Source organism: Peribacillus sp. Bi96 (assembly GCF_918698115.1).
GTDB lineage: Bacteria > Bacillota > Bacilli > Bacillales > DSM-1321 > Peribacillus.
Map to the genome: position 1 here is coordinate 70,777 of NZ_CAKKLV010000021.1, position 16,052 is coordinate 86,828.

The 16,052-nt window shown below is 39.1% G+C and carries 19 protein-coding genes and 1 riboswitch; of the genes, 10 read left to right on the forward strand and 9 right to left on the reverse strand.

All coding sequences use genetic code 11. The features are described from left to right. Nucleotides 1-24: 24 nt before the first annotated feature. Complete coding sequence (locus tag LQ203_RS21245; RefSeq protein ID WP_230161099.1) at nucleotides 25-594, reverse strand: TetR/AcrR family transcriptional regulator; 570 nt, start codon at nucleotides 592-594, stop codon at nucleotides 25-27. Between the two features lie 244 nt (nucleotides 595-838). Between LQ203_RS21245 and LQ203_RS21250 the strand changes: the two genes are divergently transcribed. Continuing rightward, entirely contained in the window at nucleotides 839-1,051 is a 213-nt protein-coding gene (locus LQ203_RS21250) for a hypothetical protein (protein ID WP_230161101.1), read from the forward strand. A 118-nt stretch (nucleotides 1,052-1,169) separates the two neighbouring features. Beyond that, entirely contained in the window at nucleotides 1,170-2,141 is a 972-nt protein-coding gene (locus LQ203_RS21255) for an HD domain-containing protein (RefSeq protein WP_230161103.1), read from the forward strand. A 144-nt stretch (nucleotides 2,142-2,285) separates the two neighbouring features. Here the strand turns inward: LQ203_RS21255 and LQ203_RS21260 are convergent, their stop codons facing one another. Beyond that, nucleotides 2,286-2,753 carry an SRPBCC family protein gene (locus tag LQ203_RS21260; RefSeq protein WP_230161105.1) on the reverse strand — a complete coding sequence of 156 codons (468 nt, stop codon included), beginning with the start codon at nucleotides 2,751-2,753 and terminating at the stop codon, nucleotides 2,286-2,288. Between the two features lie 462 nt (nucleotides 2,754-3,215). On the opposite strand from LQ203_RS21260, the gene LQ203_RS21265 reads away from it, so the two are divergent. Then, the gene (locus tag LQ203_RS21265) at nucleotides 3,216-3,758 is read left to right on the forward strand and encodes a VUT family protein (protein ID WP_230161107.1); all 543 of its coding nucleotides are present in this window, start codon (nucleotides 3,216-3,218) and stop codon (nucleotides 3,756-3,758) included. A 4-nt stretch (nucleotides 3,759-3,762) separates the two neighbouring features. Here LQ203_RS21265 and LQ203_RS21270 read toward each other — a convergent pair whose 3' ends face one another. Then, nucleotides 3,763-4,341 (reverse strand): hypothetical protein, encoded by a 579-nt coding sequence (locus tag LQ203_RS21270; protein WP_230161109.1) that lies wholly within the window; start codon nucleotides 4,339-4,341, stop codon nucleotides 3,763-3,765. Between the two features lie 30 nt (nucleotides 4,342-4,371). Then, nucleotides 4,372-4,692, reverse strand: a complete 321-nt coding sequence (locus tag LQ203_RS21275) for a PadR family transcriptional regulator (protein ID WP_230161111.1) — start codon at nucleotides 4,690-4,692, stop codon at nucleotides 4,372-4,374. A 309-nt stretch (nucleotides 4,693-5,001) separates the two neighbouring features. Between LQ203_RS21275 and LQ203_RS21280 the strand changes: the two genes are divergently transcribed. After that, the gene (locus LQ203_RS21280; protein ID WP_230161113.1) at nucleotides 5,002-5,748 is read left to right on the forward strand and encodes an alpha/beta fold hydrolase; all 747 of its coding nucleotides are present in this window, start codon (nucleotides 5,002-5,004) and stop codon (nucleotides 5,746-5,748) included. 255 nt (nucleotides 5,749-6,003) lie between these two features. Here the strand turns inward: LQ203_RS21280 and LQ203_RS21285 are convergent, their stop codons facing one another. Further along, the gene (locus LQ203_RS21285) at nucleotides 6,004-6,708 is read right to left on the reverse strand and encodes a YetF domain-containing protein (RefSeq protein ID WP_230161115.1); all 705 of its coding nucleotides are present in this window, start codon (nucleotides 6,706-6,708) and stop codon (nucleotides 6,004-6,006) included. Nucleotides 6,709-7,094: 386 nt separating this feature from the next. Then, a riboswitch (purine riboswitch) is annotated at nucleotides 7,095-7,199 on the forward strand. 176 nt (nucleotides 7,200-7,375) lie between these two features. Between LQ203_RS21285 and LQ203_RS21290 the strand changes: the two genes are divergently transcribed. Further along, a complete protein-coding gene (locus LQ203_RS21290; protein WP_230161117.1) occupies nucleotides 7,376-8,569 on the forward strand; it encodes a nucleoside transporter C-terminal domain-containing protein in 1,194 nt (397 codons plus the stop codon). Between the two features lie 105 nt (nucleotides 8,570-8,674). Here LQ203_RS21290 and LQ203_RS21295 read toward each other — a convergent pair whose 3' ends face one another. The 3 genes from LQ203_RS21295 to LQ203_RS21305 all read right to left on the reverse strand — a co-directional run bounded on the left by LQ203_RS21295 (nucleotide 8,675) and on the right by LQ203_RS21305 (nucleotide 10,836). After that, nucleotides 8,675-9,808, reverse strand: a complete 1,134-nt coding sequence (locus tag LQ203_RS21295) for a CAP domain-containing protein (protein ID WP_230161119.1) — start codon at nucleotides 9,806-9,808, stop codon at nucleotides 8,675-8,677. A 39-nt stretch (nucleotides 9,809-9,847) separates the two neighbouring features. Further along, on the reverse strand, nucleotides 9,848-10,159 hold the full coding sequence (locus tag LQ203_RS21300; protein WP_230161121.1) for a hypothetical protein: 312 nt from the start codon (nucleotides 10,157-10,159) through the stop codon (nucleotides 9,848-9,850). 305 nt (nucleotides 10,160-10,464) lie between these two features. Continuing rightward, complete coding sequence (locus LQ203_RS21305) at nucleotides 10,465-10,836, reverse strand: winged helix-turn-helix transcriptional regulator (RefSeq protein ID WP_230161123.1); 372 nt, start codon at nucleotides 10,834-10,836, stop codon at nucleotides 10,465-10,467. Between the two features lie 188 nt (nucleotides 10,837-11,024). Between LQ203_RS21305 and LQ203_RS21310 the strand changes: the two genes are divergently transcribed. Together LQ203_RS21310 and LQ203_RS21315 are read left to right on the forward strand one after the other, a co-directional pair. Next, nucleotides 11,025-12,230, forward strand: coding sequence for an MFS transporter (locus tag LQ203_RS21310; protein WP_230161125.1), 1,206 nt, complete (start codon nucleotides 11,025-11,027; stop codon nucleotides 12,228-12,230). 192 nt (nucleotides 12,231-12,422) lie between these two features. Further along, complete coding sequence (locus tag LQ203_RS21315) at nucleotides 12,423-13,265, forward strand: aldo/keto reductase (RefSeq protein WP_230161127.1); 843 nt, start codon at nucleotides 12,423-12,425, stop codon at nucleotides 13,263-13,265. A 115-nt stretch (nucleotides 13,266-13,380) separates the two neighbouring features. Here LQ203_RS21315 and LQ203_RS21320 read toward each other — a convergent pair whose 3' ends face one another. Continuing rightward, nucleotides 13,381-13,821, reverse strand: coding sequence for a MarR family transcriptional regulator (locus LQ203_RS21320; protein ID WP_230161130.1), 441 nt, complete (start codon nucleotides 13,819-13,821; stop codon nucleotides 13,381-13,383). A gap of 185 nt (nucleotides 13,822-14,006) precedes the next feature. Here LQ203_RS21320 and LQ203_RS21325 point away from each other — a divergent pair, with 185 nt between their 5' ends. The 3 genes from LQ203_RS21325 to LQ203_RS21335 all read left to right on the forward strand — a co-directional run. Continuing rightward, on the forward strand, nucleotides 14,007-15,035 hold the full coding sequence (locus LQ203_RS21325; RefSeq protein ID WP_230161131.1) for an NADH:flavin oxidoreductase/NADH oxidase: 1,029 nt from the start codon (nucleotides 14,007-14,009) through the stop codon (nucleotides 15,033-15,035). A 238-nt stretch (nucleotides 15,036-15,273) separates the two neighbouring features. After that, nucleotides 15,274-15,585, forward strand: a complete 312-nt coding sequence (locus tag LQ203_RS21330; RefSeq protein WP_034309364.1) for a rhodanese-like domain-containing protein — start codon at nucleotides 15,274-15,276, stop codon at nucleotides 15,583-15,585. A 216-nt stretch (nucleotides 15,586-15,801) separates the two neighbouring features. Then, a partial coding sequence (locus tag LQ203_RS21335) for a transposase (protein WP_230155323.1) occupies nucleotides 15,802-16,052 on the forward strand: 251 nt, incomplete at its 3' end.

Genomic DNA, 16,052 nt, shown 5'->3' on the forward strand with positions numbered 1-16,052 from the left:
ATTGGTTAATAATGTTCAAAAAAATTATATGATGTTCTTCGTGATATTTTTAACATGAAAATAAGCTAAACCTTTTACATCTTGATAAGATAGTTCAGAATTAATATAAAACGTTATGAATCCGTGAAGAGAAAGAAAAATGGACCATATTGATGCAGGATTCAGTTTGTTGTCCGTTAGGTCCGTCAGGGACTGGATTAGCTTCTCGTATGTTTTATTAGAATCGAATTGAAGTAACTGCTGAATTTCTTTTTCCTTCGATAAAAACATGATGGAATAATGATTCTGTTGAGTTAAACCGAACTCTAAGAAACACAATAAAATCTTTTCCATTTTTTCAGAAGGGTCATTTTCCGACATGATGATATCATCGATTAAATGATTTAAAACGGAAAAATCCGTTTTCACCAAACTATAAAATATTTCTGCCTTATTTTTAAAATGATAATAAATGGCTCCATGGCTGCAATCCAATGATTTAGCCAATTGCCTCATTGAGACATTCGAATACCCTACCGCTGCAAAAAGGTTTCTGGCTTCATTCAAGACCATTTCCCTGGACAATTCTTTACCTGCTGATTTCCTTGGAGACATCTTGTCACCTCCTTATTTATTGACCACTGGTTAATCGGAATGATAACTCACTGATTTTTAATTGTCAATTATTAGATCGAATTGTAAATGGCTGTTTATAAAGTTAAAAATTCACCATTTAATGAAACGAAAATTCACGTAATCGTCAAACGGAGTTAACCTGAATCCTGATTTATCGTTGAACCAGTAATATCCTTTTGTGGTATTGTAAGGGTATGCAATGGGCGTTGGGGGGATTATATAAGTGAAAAATAAATTCGGGATATTATCTTCAATTGTCATAGTCTTGACCGGGTATTTTCTATACACTAAACCTTATAAAGATAAAACAAAACCTGTAGAAGACATTATTGAAGTGTATCCACCAGATCAAGTAATAACAAATGAAATGATAATCATAGAGGGTATTGATGAGGTCAATCCAGGTGATATCGACTTGAATGATGAAGAGGAGTAAATTAAATTTACAAGAAAACAATATGAGCAAAATGAAAGGGGGGAAATAATTTTTACAGAAAAAGATCAGTGAAATCACCTACCTGTAATGAGTAAACTAATGGAGGAGGCCGCAGTTATTGATCGTTTCGGATAGTATCTATGGGAAACACATTGTAGAGGGAGTCCTGGAAGAGCTGATAGGGAGCAAACCGGTCCAAAGGTTGAAGGGGATACATCAAGGAGGGGCAAGTTATTTAGTTAATGAGAAGTGGAATGTCACACGATTTGAACATTCTATTGGTGTGATGCTTTTAATAAAGTCGCTTGGTGGGTCATTAGAGGAACAAATCGCAGGATTGCTGCATGACGTATCCCACACTGCATTTTCACATGTCATTGATTTTGCTCTGGATTGTAAGGATGAAGATTATCATGAAAAAATTTTTGATCATGTCATTAAGGAATCCGAAATTCCACCTATACTGAAACTGTATGGATATAATTGTGAAGATATTTTTGAGTCAAAATGGGCATTGCTTGAACAGCCAGCACCTGAGTTATGTGCCGATCGGGTTGATTATACTCTCCGGGATATGTATCAATACGGACATATCACACTCGAATCCGTTCGTGACTTTCTAAGCCATTTAACCATCATAAACGGAAGGATGTATCTGGATAATATTGAATCGGCGGAATGGTTTGTGGAAACATATTACAGAGAAGTTATTGATTTTTTCATGGACCCACTTAATATATATGGCTATGGTATGTTGGCAAAGACCTTAAAACTGGCTTTGGATAAAAACCGAATCAGCCTTGATGACTTACTCGGTGAAGATGAAGAAGTCATGCTCTTGTTAAGCTCCACTGAAGACGATGAAGTGCAAAACCTGCTAAAACGGATTCATGGTAACGTATTGGTGAAGGAGGATCAATGGGACTACGATATACACCTGAAAAATAAAGTACGCCTCATTGATCCTTCCGTTATTCATGGAACCCAATCAGTAAGAGCATCCAGTTTATCGGAAAAAGTGAAGAACATGGGAATTGAAGCCAATAAAAAAGCTTCGAAGGGTGTGTATCTAAAAGTGATTTCCGGATGATTTTTCGCGACAACCCATACGGAAAGTGAAAAACTCAAGGGTGACATTTCATCCTTAAATAATAATGATGCCTCGATGAGGATTACGATGACTTCAAACACCTCATTAGTTGGCATGACTATTTCTTGAGTATCCCTAACTTAATTACCGATCAACAGATATTGGCGGCAAGGTCCGTCCAGTTTCAAGCAAGCTCTTCAGATTGCTTAGTATGGCTGGCCATCCATTATTTAAGCCTTTAAAGGTATTGTCATCATCTACGAAATCTGTCTCCAATAGCTCCTCATGCTTAAGTACTAACTTCACGGTTGAATCATCCATTGGCTTTAATTCAAAGGTGACCCGAGTGGGATGGTCGCGTGGTGTTTCGTCTCCTGCCATGTTCCATGTAAATGAGAGTAAGTTAAATGGTTCACACTTTAGTATTTTACCATGATCAGTAATCCGCCCATCTTCAAGCAAATATTTAACGGTGGAGCCCTCTTGCCAGTCAGACTGGACTTGACAGCCAAAGTGGTATTTCTTCGTGACTTCACCACTCGTTAGAGCTTCCCAAAGCATCTCTGGTGTGGTGGCGATATAAATTGCATAGACAAACGATGTTTTTTTCATTTTTCTATTCCTCCCCGCGTTTATATCAGGACCCTGCTTTGGCACTTTGAAACCGCTTGTTTGGATATCAAGATCGTAACATAACTCTATCACTGATTGTCTGCTTTTCATATACAGCCGGTCAAGCAGTTTTCTGCGACAAAAATCGGCAAAAGCCTGCATGCAGGAATATCAGAGTCATAGTAGAAGTTTTCAGGGATCATAGCTAAGTGCCAAGCTCTGGAAAGACGGGTAGTGTCTTAGCGAGTCTGCAAACGATCTCCGCAGATTCGTATCCTTCCCAGCGCCAGAAATCGGCGGTATGGAAACTTCTTGATTTCCCGTCATTTTCAAGCTACGATAAATTAGGAAAAAGAATAATCCGCTCGGGCGGAAGAGGTTCTAGCTACCCTCTCAAAAAAACTAAGGGGAACAGTGCTCTTTCTTAGGGTGCTGTTTTTTCTGTATAAGGAGAATTAAGAAATGTTAAGAATTTTATTGTATTTAGTATCCATCGTCACCGCGAATGTGGTTACAGCCGCTTTTGCACCACTACATCTTGGTGTGTTCATCATTCCGATGGGTACATTGCTCATTGGTGGAACCTTCATCTTTCGAGATCTAGTCCAAAATAAATTTGGCAGGACGAAGACCTATTTATGCATTGTTACGGCACTTATTTTATCTGCGTGTGTATCATTTTTATTAGGAGATACATTATTGATTGTCTTTGCTTCCGCATTATCGTTCGTGGTGGCAGAAACAGCGGATACTGAAATTTATACTCGATTAAAGCTCCCGATGAGTTGGAGGGTGTTTTACAGCGGGATTGTTGGAGGATTTTTCGATTCGGTGATATTTGTCGTGATTGGCCTTAGCCCACTTGGTGCCAATATATTGCCATGGGAAGCCGTACCCGCTGCGGTTATCGGCCAAATCATCGTTAAAACGGTCATTCAGTCAATCGGAGCCGTATTATTGGGACGAATCAACGTAGAGCTGGAGAAGCGTGTAGTCTCCGGTTGAAATGCTAGGAGGGATGCACTCGATGGATGGACCCAAAAAGGAAGAAGATAAATGCTATTGCCTCGAGGCCTTTCGTGAAAAATATGGTCCGCATGTCCAAGGAGAATGCATGAAGCTTTCCTGCGCCAATTATCGGAAGCATAAAGGAATAGACGACAAAAAAGGACCAAAATAGGTCCTTTTTTTTGTGAATGGAGGAATTTACGAGTAAAGAGCACAATTTCACGAGTAAAAGTGCCAAACTCACGAGTAAAGCGCACAATTTCACGAGTAAAGCGCACAATTTCACGAGTAAAGCGCACAATTTCACGAGTAAAAGTGCCAAACTCAAGAGTAAAGCGCACAAACTCAAGAGTAAAGCGCACAAACTCACGAGTAAAAGCGCCAAACTCACGAGTAAAAGTGCCAAACTCACGAGTAAAAGCGCCAAACTCACGAGTAAAGCGCACAATTTCACGAGTAAAAGTGCCAAACTCACGAGTAAAGAGCACAAACTCACGAGTAAAAGCGCCAAACTCACGAGTAAAGAGCACAAACTCAAGAGTAAAGCGCACAAACTCACGAGTAAAAGCGCCAAACTCATACCAGAAAGCTTTTTTATATTGCTGTTTATTCAGAATGCCTTTGCGCTTTTACGAACTAAATTTTCCAGGAAGTAAAAACAGCTTCGTTTCCGTTCTAGCTCGGTTTGTCCACTTTCCGTAACATGATAATATTTCCTTCGACCTGACTCGGACTCTTTCCAATGGCCTTCGATGAATTCCTTTTTTTCTAACCGTTTGAGGGCTGGGTAGAGTGTGCCTTCACTTATTTCATATTTGCCCATGCTCATTTCCCTCAAAATCTTTGTCATTTCATATCCATATAGCTTTTTTTGTGACAGAAGAGAAAGCAAAAGGAGGTCAATGCTTCCCTTCATTAATTCTTTATCCAAATAAAATCGCCTCCTTTTCATTTGTAAAGTGTAATACGAAGTACATCGTAACACAAGGTGCATTTTACTTTTCTTTAAAAAAATGGTTAAATGACGATTGCTAAATGAAATCAATCATAGTAAAATGTGCTTCGGAACGGATGAGTTGTAACGAGTGTGGTAAGGATACTTATATACATGATTTAGCTGTTTTAATGAAAAAACGGAATAGGATAGAAAAAATCCCACTCAAGGGGTATTAATTGATTTTTTTATGAAAATCATTTAGATTCTATTTATTAACAAGAGCAGAAAGAAGGTCCTAGATAGATGAAAGTGAAAGCACCCGAGTCATTCACATACAAAGGTGGAAATAGAGCAGTTCTTTTACTTCACGGGTTTACCGGAAGTACAGGAGATATGAAAAAATTAGGGAAATACCTGAATGATCGTGACTATACTAGCCACGGACCTCTTTATAGAGGACATGGATTGTCAGGTGAGGAACTCATTCAGACAGGCCCAAAGGAATGGTGGGAAGATGTAGTCAATGGCTATCAATTCCTAAAGGATGAAGGCTATGAGGAAATTGCTGTTGTAGGAATTTCTTTAGGAGGAGTTTTCTCATTAAAGGTAGGAATTGAGTTGCCTGTAACAGGAGTAGTTTCAATGTGTGCTCCGACGCAAGGAAAAAGTATCGATCGACAAAAAAATCGTTTGCTCAATTATGCACAGGCCTATAAGAAGTTTGAGGGCAAAGATGCGGACCAAATTGCTGGCGAAGTGAAGTTATTGGAAGAAGAGCCTATGCCTTTTCTAAAAGATATGTTGAATATAATAAATGACACGGGTGAAAATTTAGATTTGATCACATCACCAACTCTAGTGTTACAAGGACGCTTGGATGATCCCGACTATACGAACAGTGCTACTGCGATTTTCAATGAAGTCGATACGCAGCACAAACACTTGATATGGTATGAAAAATCTGGTCATATCATCACATTAGGTAAAGAACGTGAGCAGGTTTACGAGGATGTATATAAGTTCTTAAATACACTGAATTGGTCGGAGTAATAAGCGGATTTTCTTGAAGGTCATGAGAGAAGGCCTCCGGATATCATATTATCCCCTTTAAGTTGAAAGTGTAAAATGACTACATTTATATGTAGGCTTTACACTTTTCTTGAGGGGATTTTATTTTGGCTACAAAAGATAAAAACTCCGGGCAACCAATGCACTTAGTCTTTTTTAATGATCAATCAGATACACCGTTTATTCTGGTTCCTGGGTTGTTATTATTTTTTCGGAGTACCCTTATTCTTTACGTATTTATTTGTAGAAAAAGACCTTTAAGTTATCGTTATTATCAATTGTTGTTAATAAAATATCACTTACCTCCGCATTATAGGTCACTTTGATTTTGTTTTTCAGCCATACTTCGTCTTTACCGTCTCGATTTAATTCTTTAAAATCAATCTTTCCTTCTCTGATAATCGTTTTAGGAAAAGGGAAGGCATTTGTTGCTAGATGCATATCTGCTGGGGTTACTGCTTCATATTGCGGATTTAAAAACAATGAAATAGTACCATCTGGTTCCCATAGTGCGAGCGATACTTTTTGAATATCTTCAATTTTTTCTTTTCTTAATTCTGATAATAAAAAATCGATGGAGATTCGAGCCCTTGCTAAGCTTTTGTAAACAATTTGCCCATTTTCGATAAGAGGAAAAGGGAGGGGTTCAAAGAAACTTCGGAGTTTGCCCCACTTAAGGCTCGTAAACACACTGATAATATATAAAAGAATTAATACACCGGTCGTTATCATGGAGCCCTCCAAACCTAACTGTTCATCAGATAAAGGGTGGGCAAGAATGTTTCCAATAATTAATGCTATTATAAAATCAAGTAATCTTAACTGTGAGATGGCCCGTTGCCCCATCAATTTAACCGAAAAAAGTAAAAAGATGAAGGAGATAATGGCTCTCAAAGTCCACTGAATTGCAGTGAGAGTTTCCTGACTATTAAAAAAATCCACCAAAATTCACGTCCTTATTTCCCTTTTAAAGGGATGTGATAATTAGTATGATGCATTTTATCAAGGATTATCACAACGGGAAAATTTAATTTAAGTCGTTTCTATCCAAATGCAGAGACATGACTATATGGATTAATAAGCGAATTCACTTAAACAATAACCGATTGCTCAAAATAATAAAATTACAACACCGCTATAAAGCAGGTGTTTTTTATTGTTGATGGGTGGGGGCATCGTACTTCATAAGTATTGCCCTACTTTGGCCGCTTTGAGACTTTCTCTTTCATTATACTCATTATTTTTGTCTAAATATTTATATTAATATAACAATTACGAAACGTATTGTAATTGAAAATAAACTGTTTTAAAATGTATCTTTCCTAATCAATTCATTTTGAAAATATCCTTGTATAATATCAGTGACAATGGTCTGATAGTTTCTACCTGGCAGCCGAAAATAATGCCGGACTACAAGGAAGTATGAAAATAGAAGAGATGAACAGGTATATGTTGGTTTGCTTAATAAAAGCTTGATCCGCGATACCGTGTTTTAATGAAAGCTCTTATCTTTTCACACTTTCTTCCTGCGGCTGAAAGTGTAAAAAGATAAGGGCTTTTTTATATAAAGAAAATGAATGGGAAATGATAAATCAAAGGGGTTGAAAACATGTATTTTTTATTGAATATACTCGGTGTTATCGTTGTAATGGGCATCGTTTACCTTTGTTCGCCAAATAAAAGGAACGTTAAGTGGAAAGCCATTCTTACTTTGCTTGTTGTAGAATTGCTTATCACTTGGTTCATGTTATCGACTAAAATAGGTGGATGGGTCATTAATCTGATCGCTTCTTTCTTCACCTGGTTGATTGCATGTGCAAATGAAGGGATTTCTTTTGTCTTTCCATCTTTAATGGCAAATGAACAAGTGGATTTCTTTTTCAGCGCTTTGATGCCAATTATTTTCATTATCACGTTTTTTGATGTTTTATCGTATTTCGGTATCCTTACCTGGATTATTGATAAAGTGGGATGGCTCATCTCCAAAGTGTCCGGTTTGCCGAAACTTGAGAGTTTCTTTTCCATCCAGATGATGTTCCTTGGGAATACCGAGGCACTTGCCGTTCTCCGGATTCAACTCGCTGCGATTAAAGATCAGCGTTTATTGACATTTGGAATCATGAGCATGAGCAGCATCAGTGGTTCCATTATTGGGGCCTACCTTACCATGGTACCGGCAACCTATGTTTTTGTGGCGATACCCTTGAACTGCTTAAATGCCTTGCTGATTGCTAACATGTTAAACCCAGTAGATGTAAGTAAAGAGGAAGACGTCGTTTATGTTCCTGCTAAAGAGGAACGTAAAGATTTCTTTTCCACCATTTCTAACAGCATGCTGGTGGGAGCCAAGATGGTTTTCGTCATCATGGCAATGGTTATCGGTTATGTGGCGTTAACAGCAAGCTTGAATGGGATATTCGGTTTCTTTGTGGATGGCCTGACCATTCAAAAAATCTTCTCTGTGATTTTTAGTCCATTTGCATTCCTGCTTGGATTAACTGGACATGATGCCATGTATGTCGCTCAATTAATGGGAATCAAGCTTGCCACGAATGAGTTCGTTGCCTTGCTTGATTTAAAGGATAAAATCAGTACACTACCTCCGCATACAGTAGCTGTTGCTGTCACTTATCTGACGTCATTTGCCAACTTCAGTACAGTAGGCATGATTTATGGAACATTCAATTCCATCCTTAATGATGAGAAATCGAACATTATCGGTAGGAATGTTTGGAAGCTGTTGGTTAGCGGGATGGCTGTTTCCTTGTTAAGTGCCATGGTCGTTGGATTATTCGTTTGGTAATATACTTTAAAAACAAGGGCATCCATTTTTCTAGATGGATGCCCTTGTTTTTATCCATGTTGGAAAAAAGCTGTGCTGGGTTTCCCCATGCACAGCCCTTTTCGTTTACTTCCTCAAATAGTTCTCCGTATAATAAGGTTTTTCTTCATCATCGAAGGCAACACCGACCCCGAGCGATTCAAAATCTTTCTGTAACTTGTTTTCCCTGTGTCCGATGGAATTCATTAAACCTTCATGGGCAAAGATACTGCTGTTCTGCCCGGACGCCAGGTTTTCCCCAGCCATTCGAAATTTGATTTGGTCATCTTCCATCCGATCAAAGGGAGATTCTCCTTCAAGATTTGTATGGTTGAAGTATTGGTTCACAGCCATATCTTCACTGTGATCCTGTGCAGTGACCTTCACTTGTTTATCCCATGAAAGTACCGAGAGATCATGGTTGACCCTTGATGCATTGGTCAAATCGAATAATTGGTATTCAAAGCCCTTCTCTAACTCTGGGCTGGCCTCTGCAAAATAGCCAATTTTTTGCTTTTCAAGTTTTGTGTCGATGATTTGGATCGATGTGACTGTGTTTTTCTCGTGTTTGTCATAAAAAATGGTCACATAGCTGTTATCCATTTCAAACATATCGTATTCGCCATCACTTCGAATCTGGTAATAGACGTTTCCTTTAAGCAGCTTAGTTACAGGCTCCCCCATTTTTTCGGTTACGACTTCTATAGGTGTGCCGCGTTTAATGCCTTCCTTTGAGGAAATTAAATCTTGATTCGTATATAAACCAACGACTTTATCGTTAGTATCGTAGGCAACCATGAAGAAATTTTGATAATTTTCGTGATAGGCGAACCAGTCTACGCCATATTCATTCTGCGTATGCCGCTTTGCTTCACCAGCCAGTTTTTCCACGGCATCCTTCGTGTCACCGATTTCGATATTACGGACTGAAAAGGACGCCTCGGCAGGTGCTTCCAGTGTTGGTTTTTTCACTTTTTCTTGCCGTTCTTTTTCAGAAACCGAATCCAATTTTTCCGTTAGTGAACCGATTAGGTTGTTGACACCAGTATTCACCTTTTCCAGGGCAGTAGAAACCTCTGGCCCATTTATGAAAGAACGAACATCGGACACGAAGGAACCTACTCCTGCCTTGACCCCAGACTCCTGAATGTCTTTACCATATCCGTACCAAAACCCACTGAGTAGGAGTATGAGAACCACAATATTAAACAAATTCCGCAAATCGTTCACTCCTGCCCTATACTTGATATATAATCCCGATTATTGAAGAACCATCTGTAACACGCTTAAAAGGGGTGGGGCACATAACAATAAAAGTGAACACATGATGAGTATTTGTGGGGCCACTTTGGGGAGTCTTTCCTTCCCTTTTCCGGCATACCAGCCTCTAAACTGAAGTTTATTTCTATACCAGACAAATAATAAAATAAGCACCGCAACCGAACCCAGCCAGCCATACTGTTTCGTGTTAACTCCTATGTTGGTATATATGCCGTTTAAAATGGCAGAAATGATTGCTCCGGCTATCCCGAATATCAATATGATGCGTATCAATTCTAATAAGACCCTCATATGTCACCCCTTGGTTTCACCATTATACTCATTCATAAATAAAATATAAAATTTAAATGATCAATACTGTACTTGTTGGTCAAGTTAGTTGGATTCATAAGTATATTACATATTATACCAAAAACGAAGGGGTTAATAAAAGTTCTTATAAAACACGAAACTCATGGAAAAAAATATTTCCAAAGGTTAATATCCACAACTTTTGAATGAGTATTTTCTCTTTGTATACATTAGCTAAAATAGAAGATTTATAAACAAAAAAAGATTAGTCATTTTGAGCTAATCTTTTTTGTATTTGTGGCGGATTACTTCAATTGATCATTCAATACACTTTCTTCGAGAACGGAAAACTTATCACCATACACCCTTGTTATGTGATTTTCCCCCCACGTACATAGCGCGGATAGGATACTTTCAAGGCTTTGTCCATACTCACTTAGTTCATATTCTACTTTTGGAGGGACTTGGTTGTATACGATCCGATTGATGACTTCGTCTTTTTCCAATTCCCGCAATTGTTGGGTCAGCATTTTTTGAGTGATGTTTGGCATAAGACGCTTTAATTCACTTGTCCGCTTTTTTCCGTGGGTCAGATGGCAGAGGATTACACATTTCCACTTCCCGCCCAACACTTCCAGGGTCGCTTCAACTGATATATTGTACTTCTTTTTTTGCATGATTTGCATACTCTCCTTATTTTATAGGAACTAAAAGGTACCTATATCACTATAAAGTACGTACTATTATTTATTTCTATTATATCTCATAATAACATTTGCACACCAAATTCCACTGTACCATTTATTAAAAAGTTGCTTTAGGCAATTTCAATAATAGTACAAAAAGACGAAAAGGAGAAGTGAATATGACTTCAAATAAAAATAGAAGTACATGGGCATTGCTGGCTTTAGCAATCAGTGCCTTTGCGATTGGAACAACAGAGTTCATCAGCGTGGGATTATTACCACTCATTTCAAAGGATTTACACATTACAGTCACGACGGCCGGATTGACGGTATCCTTATATGCTTTAGGGGTCATGTTCGGGGCACCTATCCTGACATCCCTGACATCGAATATGTCGCGGAAGACTTTATTGCTTTGGATAATGGTCGTGTTCATTGCCGGTAATGCATTAGCGGCTTCTGCGACCACGATCAGTGTACTATTGATCGCCCGTGTCATTTCAGCGCTTGCCCACGGTATCTTCATGTCAATAGGTGCGACGATTGCAGCTGATCTGGTCCCTGAAAACCGCAGGGCGAGTGCCATCGCCATCATGTTTACAGGTCTTACGGTGGCAACGGTGACCGGAGTTCCTTTTGGAACCTTCATCGGTCAACAATTTGGCTGGAGATTCGCTTTTATCATCATTGTGGCAATCGGCCTGATTGCTTTCATCGGGAACAGCATAATGGTCCCATCCGATTTAAGAAAAGCTACACGGACCACGTTCCGTGATCAGGTTAAATTAGTGACAAATGGACGGTTGCTGCTAGTGTTCATCATTACAGCGTTAGGCTATGGCGGTACATTCGTCGTTTTCACATACTTGTCTCCTTTACTACAGGAAGTGACAGGGTTTAAAGAAGGAACTGTTGCCTTAATTTTGCTAGTATATGGAGTAGCCATAGCAATTGGAAATACCCTTGGAGGGAAATTGGCCAATCGCAATCCTATTCATTCCCTATTTTATATGTTCCTAATACAGGCTATTGTACTGGTGGTCTTGTCTTTCACGGCGCCGTTTAAGATTGCTGGTTTAATTACGATCATTTTAATGGGATTGTTCGCATTCATGAATGTTCCAGGGCTACAAGTCTACGTTGTCATGTTAGCGGAACGTTTCGTACCAAGTGCAGTGGACGTGGCTTCTGCCATCAATATTGCAGCCTTCAATGCAGGGATTGCCATTGGTGCATACTTAGGAGGGGTGATTACGGATTCAATCGGACTAATCCATACAGCTTGGATAGGTGGAGTCATGGTTTTTGTTGCAGTGATTTTAACAGGTTGGAGCCGGGTCTTGGAAAGTAAAGACAAAACCAAGCGAACGGAAAAACTAGCATAAGATTGAAAAAGTGATGCATGTTAGAATGGCATGTTTCATTCCTTGAAATGCGTGAAAGAGTATCATAAACCAAGTATCATTACATCCCTTCAGCGAATGGGGAAGATTCCTTGAAGGGATGTAATGATACTGATACTTAAGCGCATTACAGTCTATAAAAACAATGAAGAAAAAACAGGAGGTAGATGGATAATGGTAACAAATTTACAAGATACAACAACGTTGCATAATGGTGTTAAAATGCCTTGGTTCGGATTGGGCGTTTTTAAAGTGGAAGAAGGTCCTGAGTTGGTAAATGCGGTTAAAGTGGCGATTAAACATGGTTATCGCAGTATTGATACGGCAGCCATTTATGGAAATGAAGAAGGGGTTGGACAAGGGATCCGTGAGGGTTTAAAGGAAGCTGGAATCTCCAGGGAAGATTTATTCATAACATCAAAAGTCTGGAATGCCGATTTAGGGTATGAATCGACTATCGCGGCTTACGAAAAAAGCTTAAAGAAACTTGGCTTGGAGTACTTGGATCTATATCTTATCCATTGGCCAGTGGAAGGAAAATATAAAGAAGCTTGGAGAGCGCTGGAAACTCTTTATAAAGAAGGAAAAGTAAAAGCGATCGGAGTGAGCAATTTCCAAACTCATCATCTTAAAGATGTAATGGAAGATGCAAAAGTGAAGCCGATGGTCAATCAAGTGGAATATCATCCGCGTTTAACTCAAAAAGAAGTACAAGCATTTTGTAAGGAACAAGGCATACAACTTGAGGCTTGGTCTCCTTTGATGCAAGGACAATTACTGGATAATGAAACATTACAAGCGATTGGGGCTAAACATGGTAAATCCGTCGCACAGATCATTTTACGCTGGGATTTACAAAATGGGACTGTAACGATTCCTAAATCCACGAAAGAACATCGTATTGCAGAAAATTCATCTGTATTCGATTTCGAATTGACGAAAGAAGAAATGAACCAAATTGATGGATTGAATCAGGATCATCGAGTTGGACCAGACCCTGATAATTTTGACTTTTAATAGATAAATGAAGGAGAGAGACGAGAGCATTCGTCTTTCTCCTTTTTTGGGATGCCTGCCCAAATATCAATTTGAATAGAGAACAATTCCATATAAGCTATCGCAATCGCTTCAATCATTCTTCTGTGGTCCGCTTTTTTGCATGGACGAATAATTTCAATGCTGTGTCGATGTCATTAATATTTAAAGACTTTTCAAGTGTTTCATTAACGGTGGCAAGGATTTCTTGAAGTCTTATCTCACCAAGGTCCGTTATGGTCGCACACACACCGCGACGGTCGTCTTCATATCCAAGCCTTTGAATGACACCGCAGCTTTTATTTTCCATTCTAACAGAAAGTCTTGACATCGCACTTTGACTTAACCCGACTAATTGTTGCAATTCCAGCAGCCTCAGTTTTTTTTCTGGTGTTTCTGATAGAAATAATAAAACATAAAACTCATTCAAAGCCGTTTGGTGCCTTGTTTGCAGCATTCGATCAAGCTCATTGGCGAGCTCGGCATGAATACGTGTAAAGGATAGCCATGTATTTAAAAGGGTTTGTTCACTGGACATTTATATTCGCCTTCCTCTGCTTACTTCTTTTAAATATACCACATATTAAAGAATGTGTACCAACAGACGATAGCGTTTACAATGAAGGCAATCGTCTGTTAAGGAGAATCTGATTAGTTGACACAATATTATCGAGATGATATAAATGCATGTGCATGCATTATAAATTAAAGGAGACAAAAAACATGAAAGATTTATTTTCGCCTTATCACATAAAAGAACTTGAACTGAAAAATAGGATCGTCATGCCGCCGATGTGCCAATATTCCGTCGAAGCAGAAGATGGGATACCAACTAATTGGCATCAGCACCATTATGTGAGTAGAGCAATTGGCGGCACTGGGTTAATCATAGTGGAAATGACGGATGTAGAACCTGATGGCCGGATTACGAATGGCGATCTTGGATTATGGTCTGACGATCAAGTTGATGCCTTCTCCAAAATCGTTAAGGAAGTTCATCAATACGGAGCAAAAATCGGTATCCAAATTGCCCATGCAGGCCGTAAAGCGCAAGATGCCGAAACTCCAGTAGCCCCATCAGCCATAGCATTTGACGAAACGTTTAAAACTCCAAGGGCTTTAGAGACGGAAGAAGTGAAGGAAATGGTCGAAAAATTCCGTTCTTCAGTCAGAAGGGCAGTTCAAGCAGGTTTTGATGTAATTGAATTACATGGTGCACACGGATACTTAATCCACCAATTCACATCACCGCTTACGAATAAACGTGAAGATGAATATGGAAGGGACCTGACTAAATTTGGAGTGGAAGTGATTAAAGCTGTGAAAAGCGAAATGCCTGCTGACATGCCATTAATCATGCGCATTTCCGCCAAAGAATATGTTGAAGGCGGATATGGTCTGGAAGAAAGCGTTGCTTTTTCAAAAGTCTTTAAAGAAGCAGGGGTGGATATGTTCCATGTGAGTTCTGGCGGAGAAGGTCCTATTGGAGCAGACGGAAGACCGGGTACCCATGCTAGCTATCAAACCCCATTGGCTAGGGAAATTAAAAAAGCTTTGGACATACCAGTGATTGCTGTTGGTCGATTAGACGATCCGATTCTTGCAAATTCAATCATTGGAAATGAAGAAGCGGATTTGGTGGCAGTGGGCAGAGGGATGCTGCGCAATCCTTACTGGTCTCTGGAAGCATCAAAAACTTTAAATAAACAAGTGAAGGTCCCTAAACAGTATGAGCGAGGTTTCAGACATTAAGAAAGATTCATGAGTTCAAAATAAGACGCCAGCCATTTATACTAGCTGGCGTTTTAATGTTATAGGAGAAGGGGATCATTAGATACGGGTCACGAATTGGCTCCGGATTTCAGAACGGGATGCTTCATGATGAATGGATTCACGAGCTTGAAAAGCGATGGACCCATTATGTGATGTTTGACTGGGAATTTTGTTATAATGAATAAGATAAATCAAACGATAATTCGAGGTGCTAATTATGGAAGAGATCAAAATCATTACAACGGAAGAAGTGGAAGCCAAGCTTGAGGCAGGAGAAGCGATGGAACTTGTCGATGTTCGTGAAGATGAAGAAGTGCAAGAAGGAATGATCGAAGGCGCGAAACATATTCGCATGAATGATATCCCAGCAAATCTTGACTATTTTGATAAAGAAAAAGAATATATCTTTATCTGCCGTTCAGGACGCCGCAGTGAAAATGTATGCCATTATCTTCAGGAACAAGGATATAAAGTGGCAAATATGGTTGGCGGAATGCTTGAATGGGACGGCGAAGTCATCGTTAAGTGAAGATGTTATTCAAAAAAACCTGTTACTTTTGCAAGCGTAAATCCAAGAATGTAACGACTTATTTGAATGAAAATAGAAAAAAGATCACGGTTTGTTCACAATGCCGTGAGTATGCGGAAAGACGAGCATATTTAAAAGCATGAAAAAAGAGCCCTTTCTTATGTGAACTGCACCCCAATTGTTAGACAACATCTAACAATTGGAGGTGCAGTTTTTTTGACTAAATATACGATAGACGAAAAATTACATGCAGTTTTAGAGTACTTAGAAGGGAAAAAATCCTATAAATCCATTGCACAAGAAAGAAATGTAGGTTTATCCCCTCTGAAAAGATGGGTCGCTCGCTATCTAAAACATGGGATGGAAGGACTTGCTTCATCCTATACAAATTACACTCTGCCCTTTAAACTAGAGGTACTTAAATATATGAACGAATATGGGGCATCAATCAACGAGACCGCTGTACA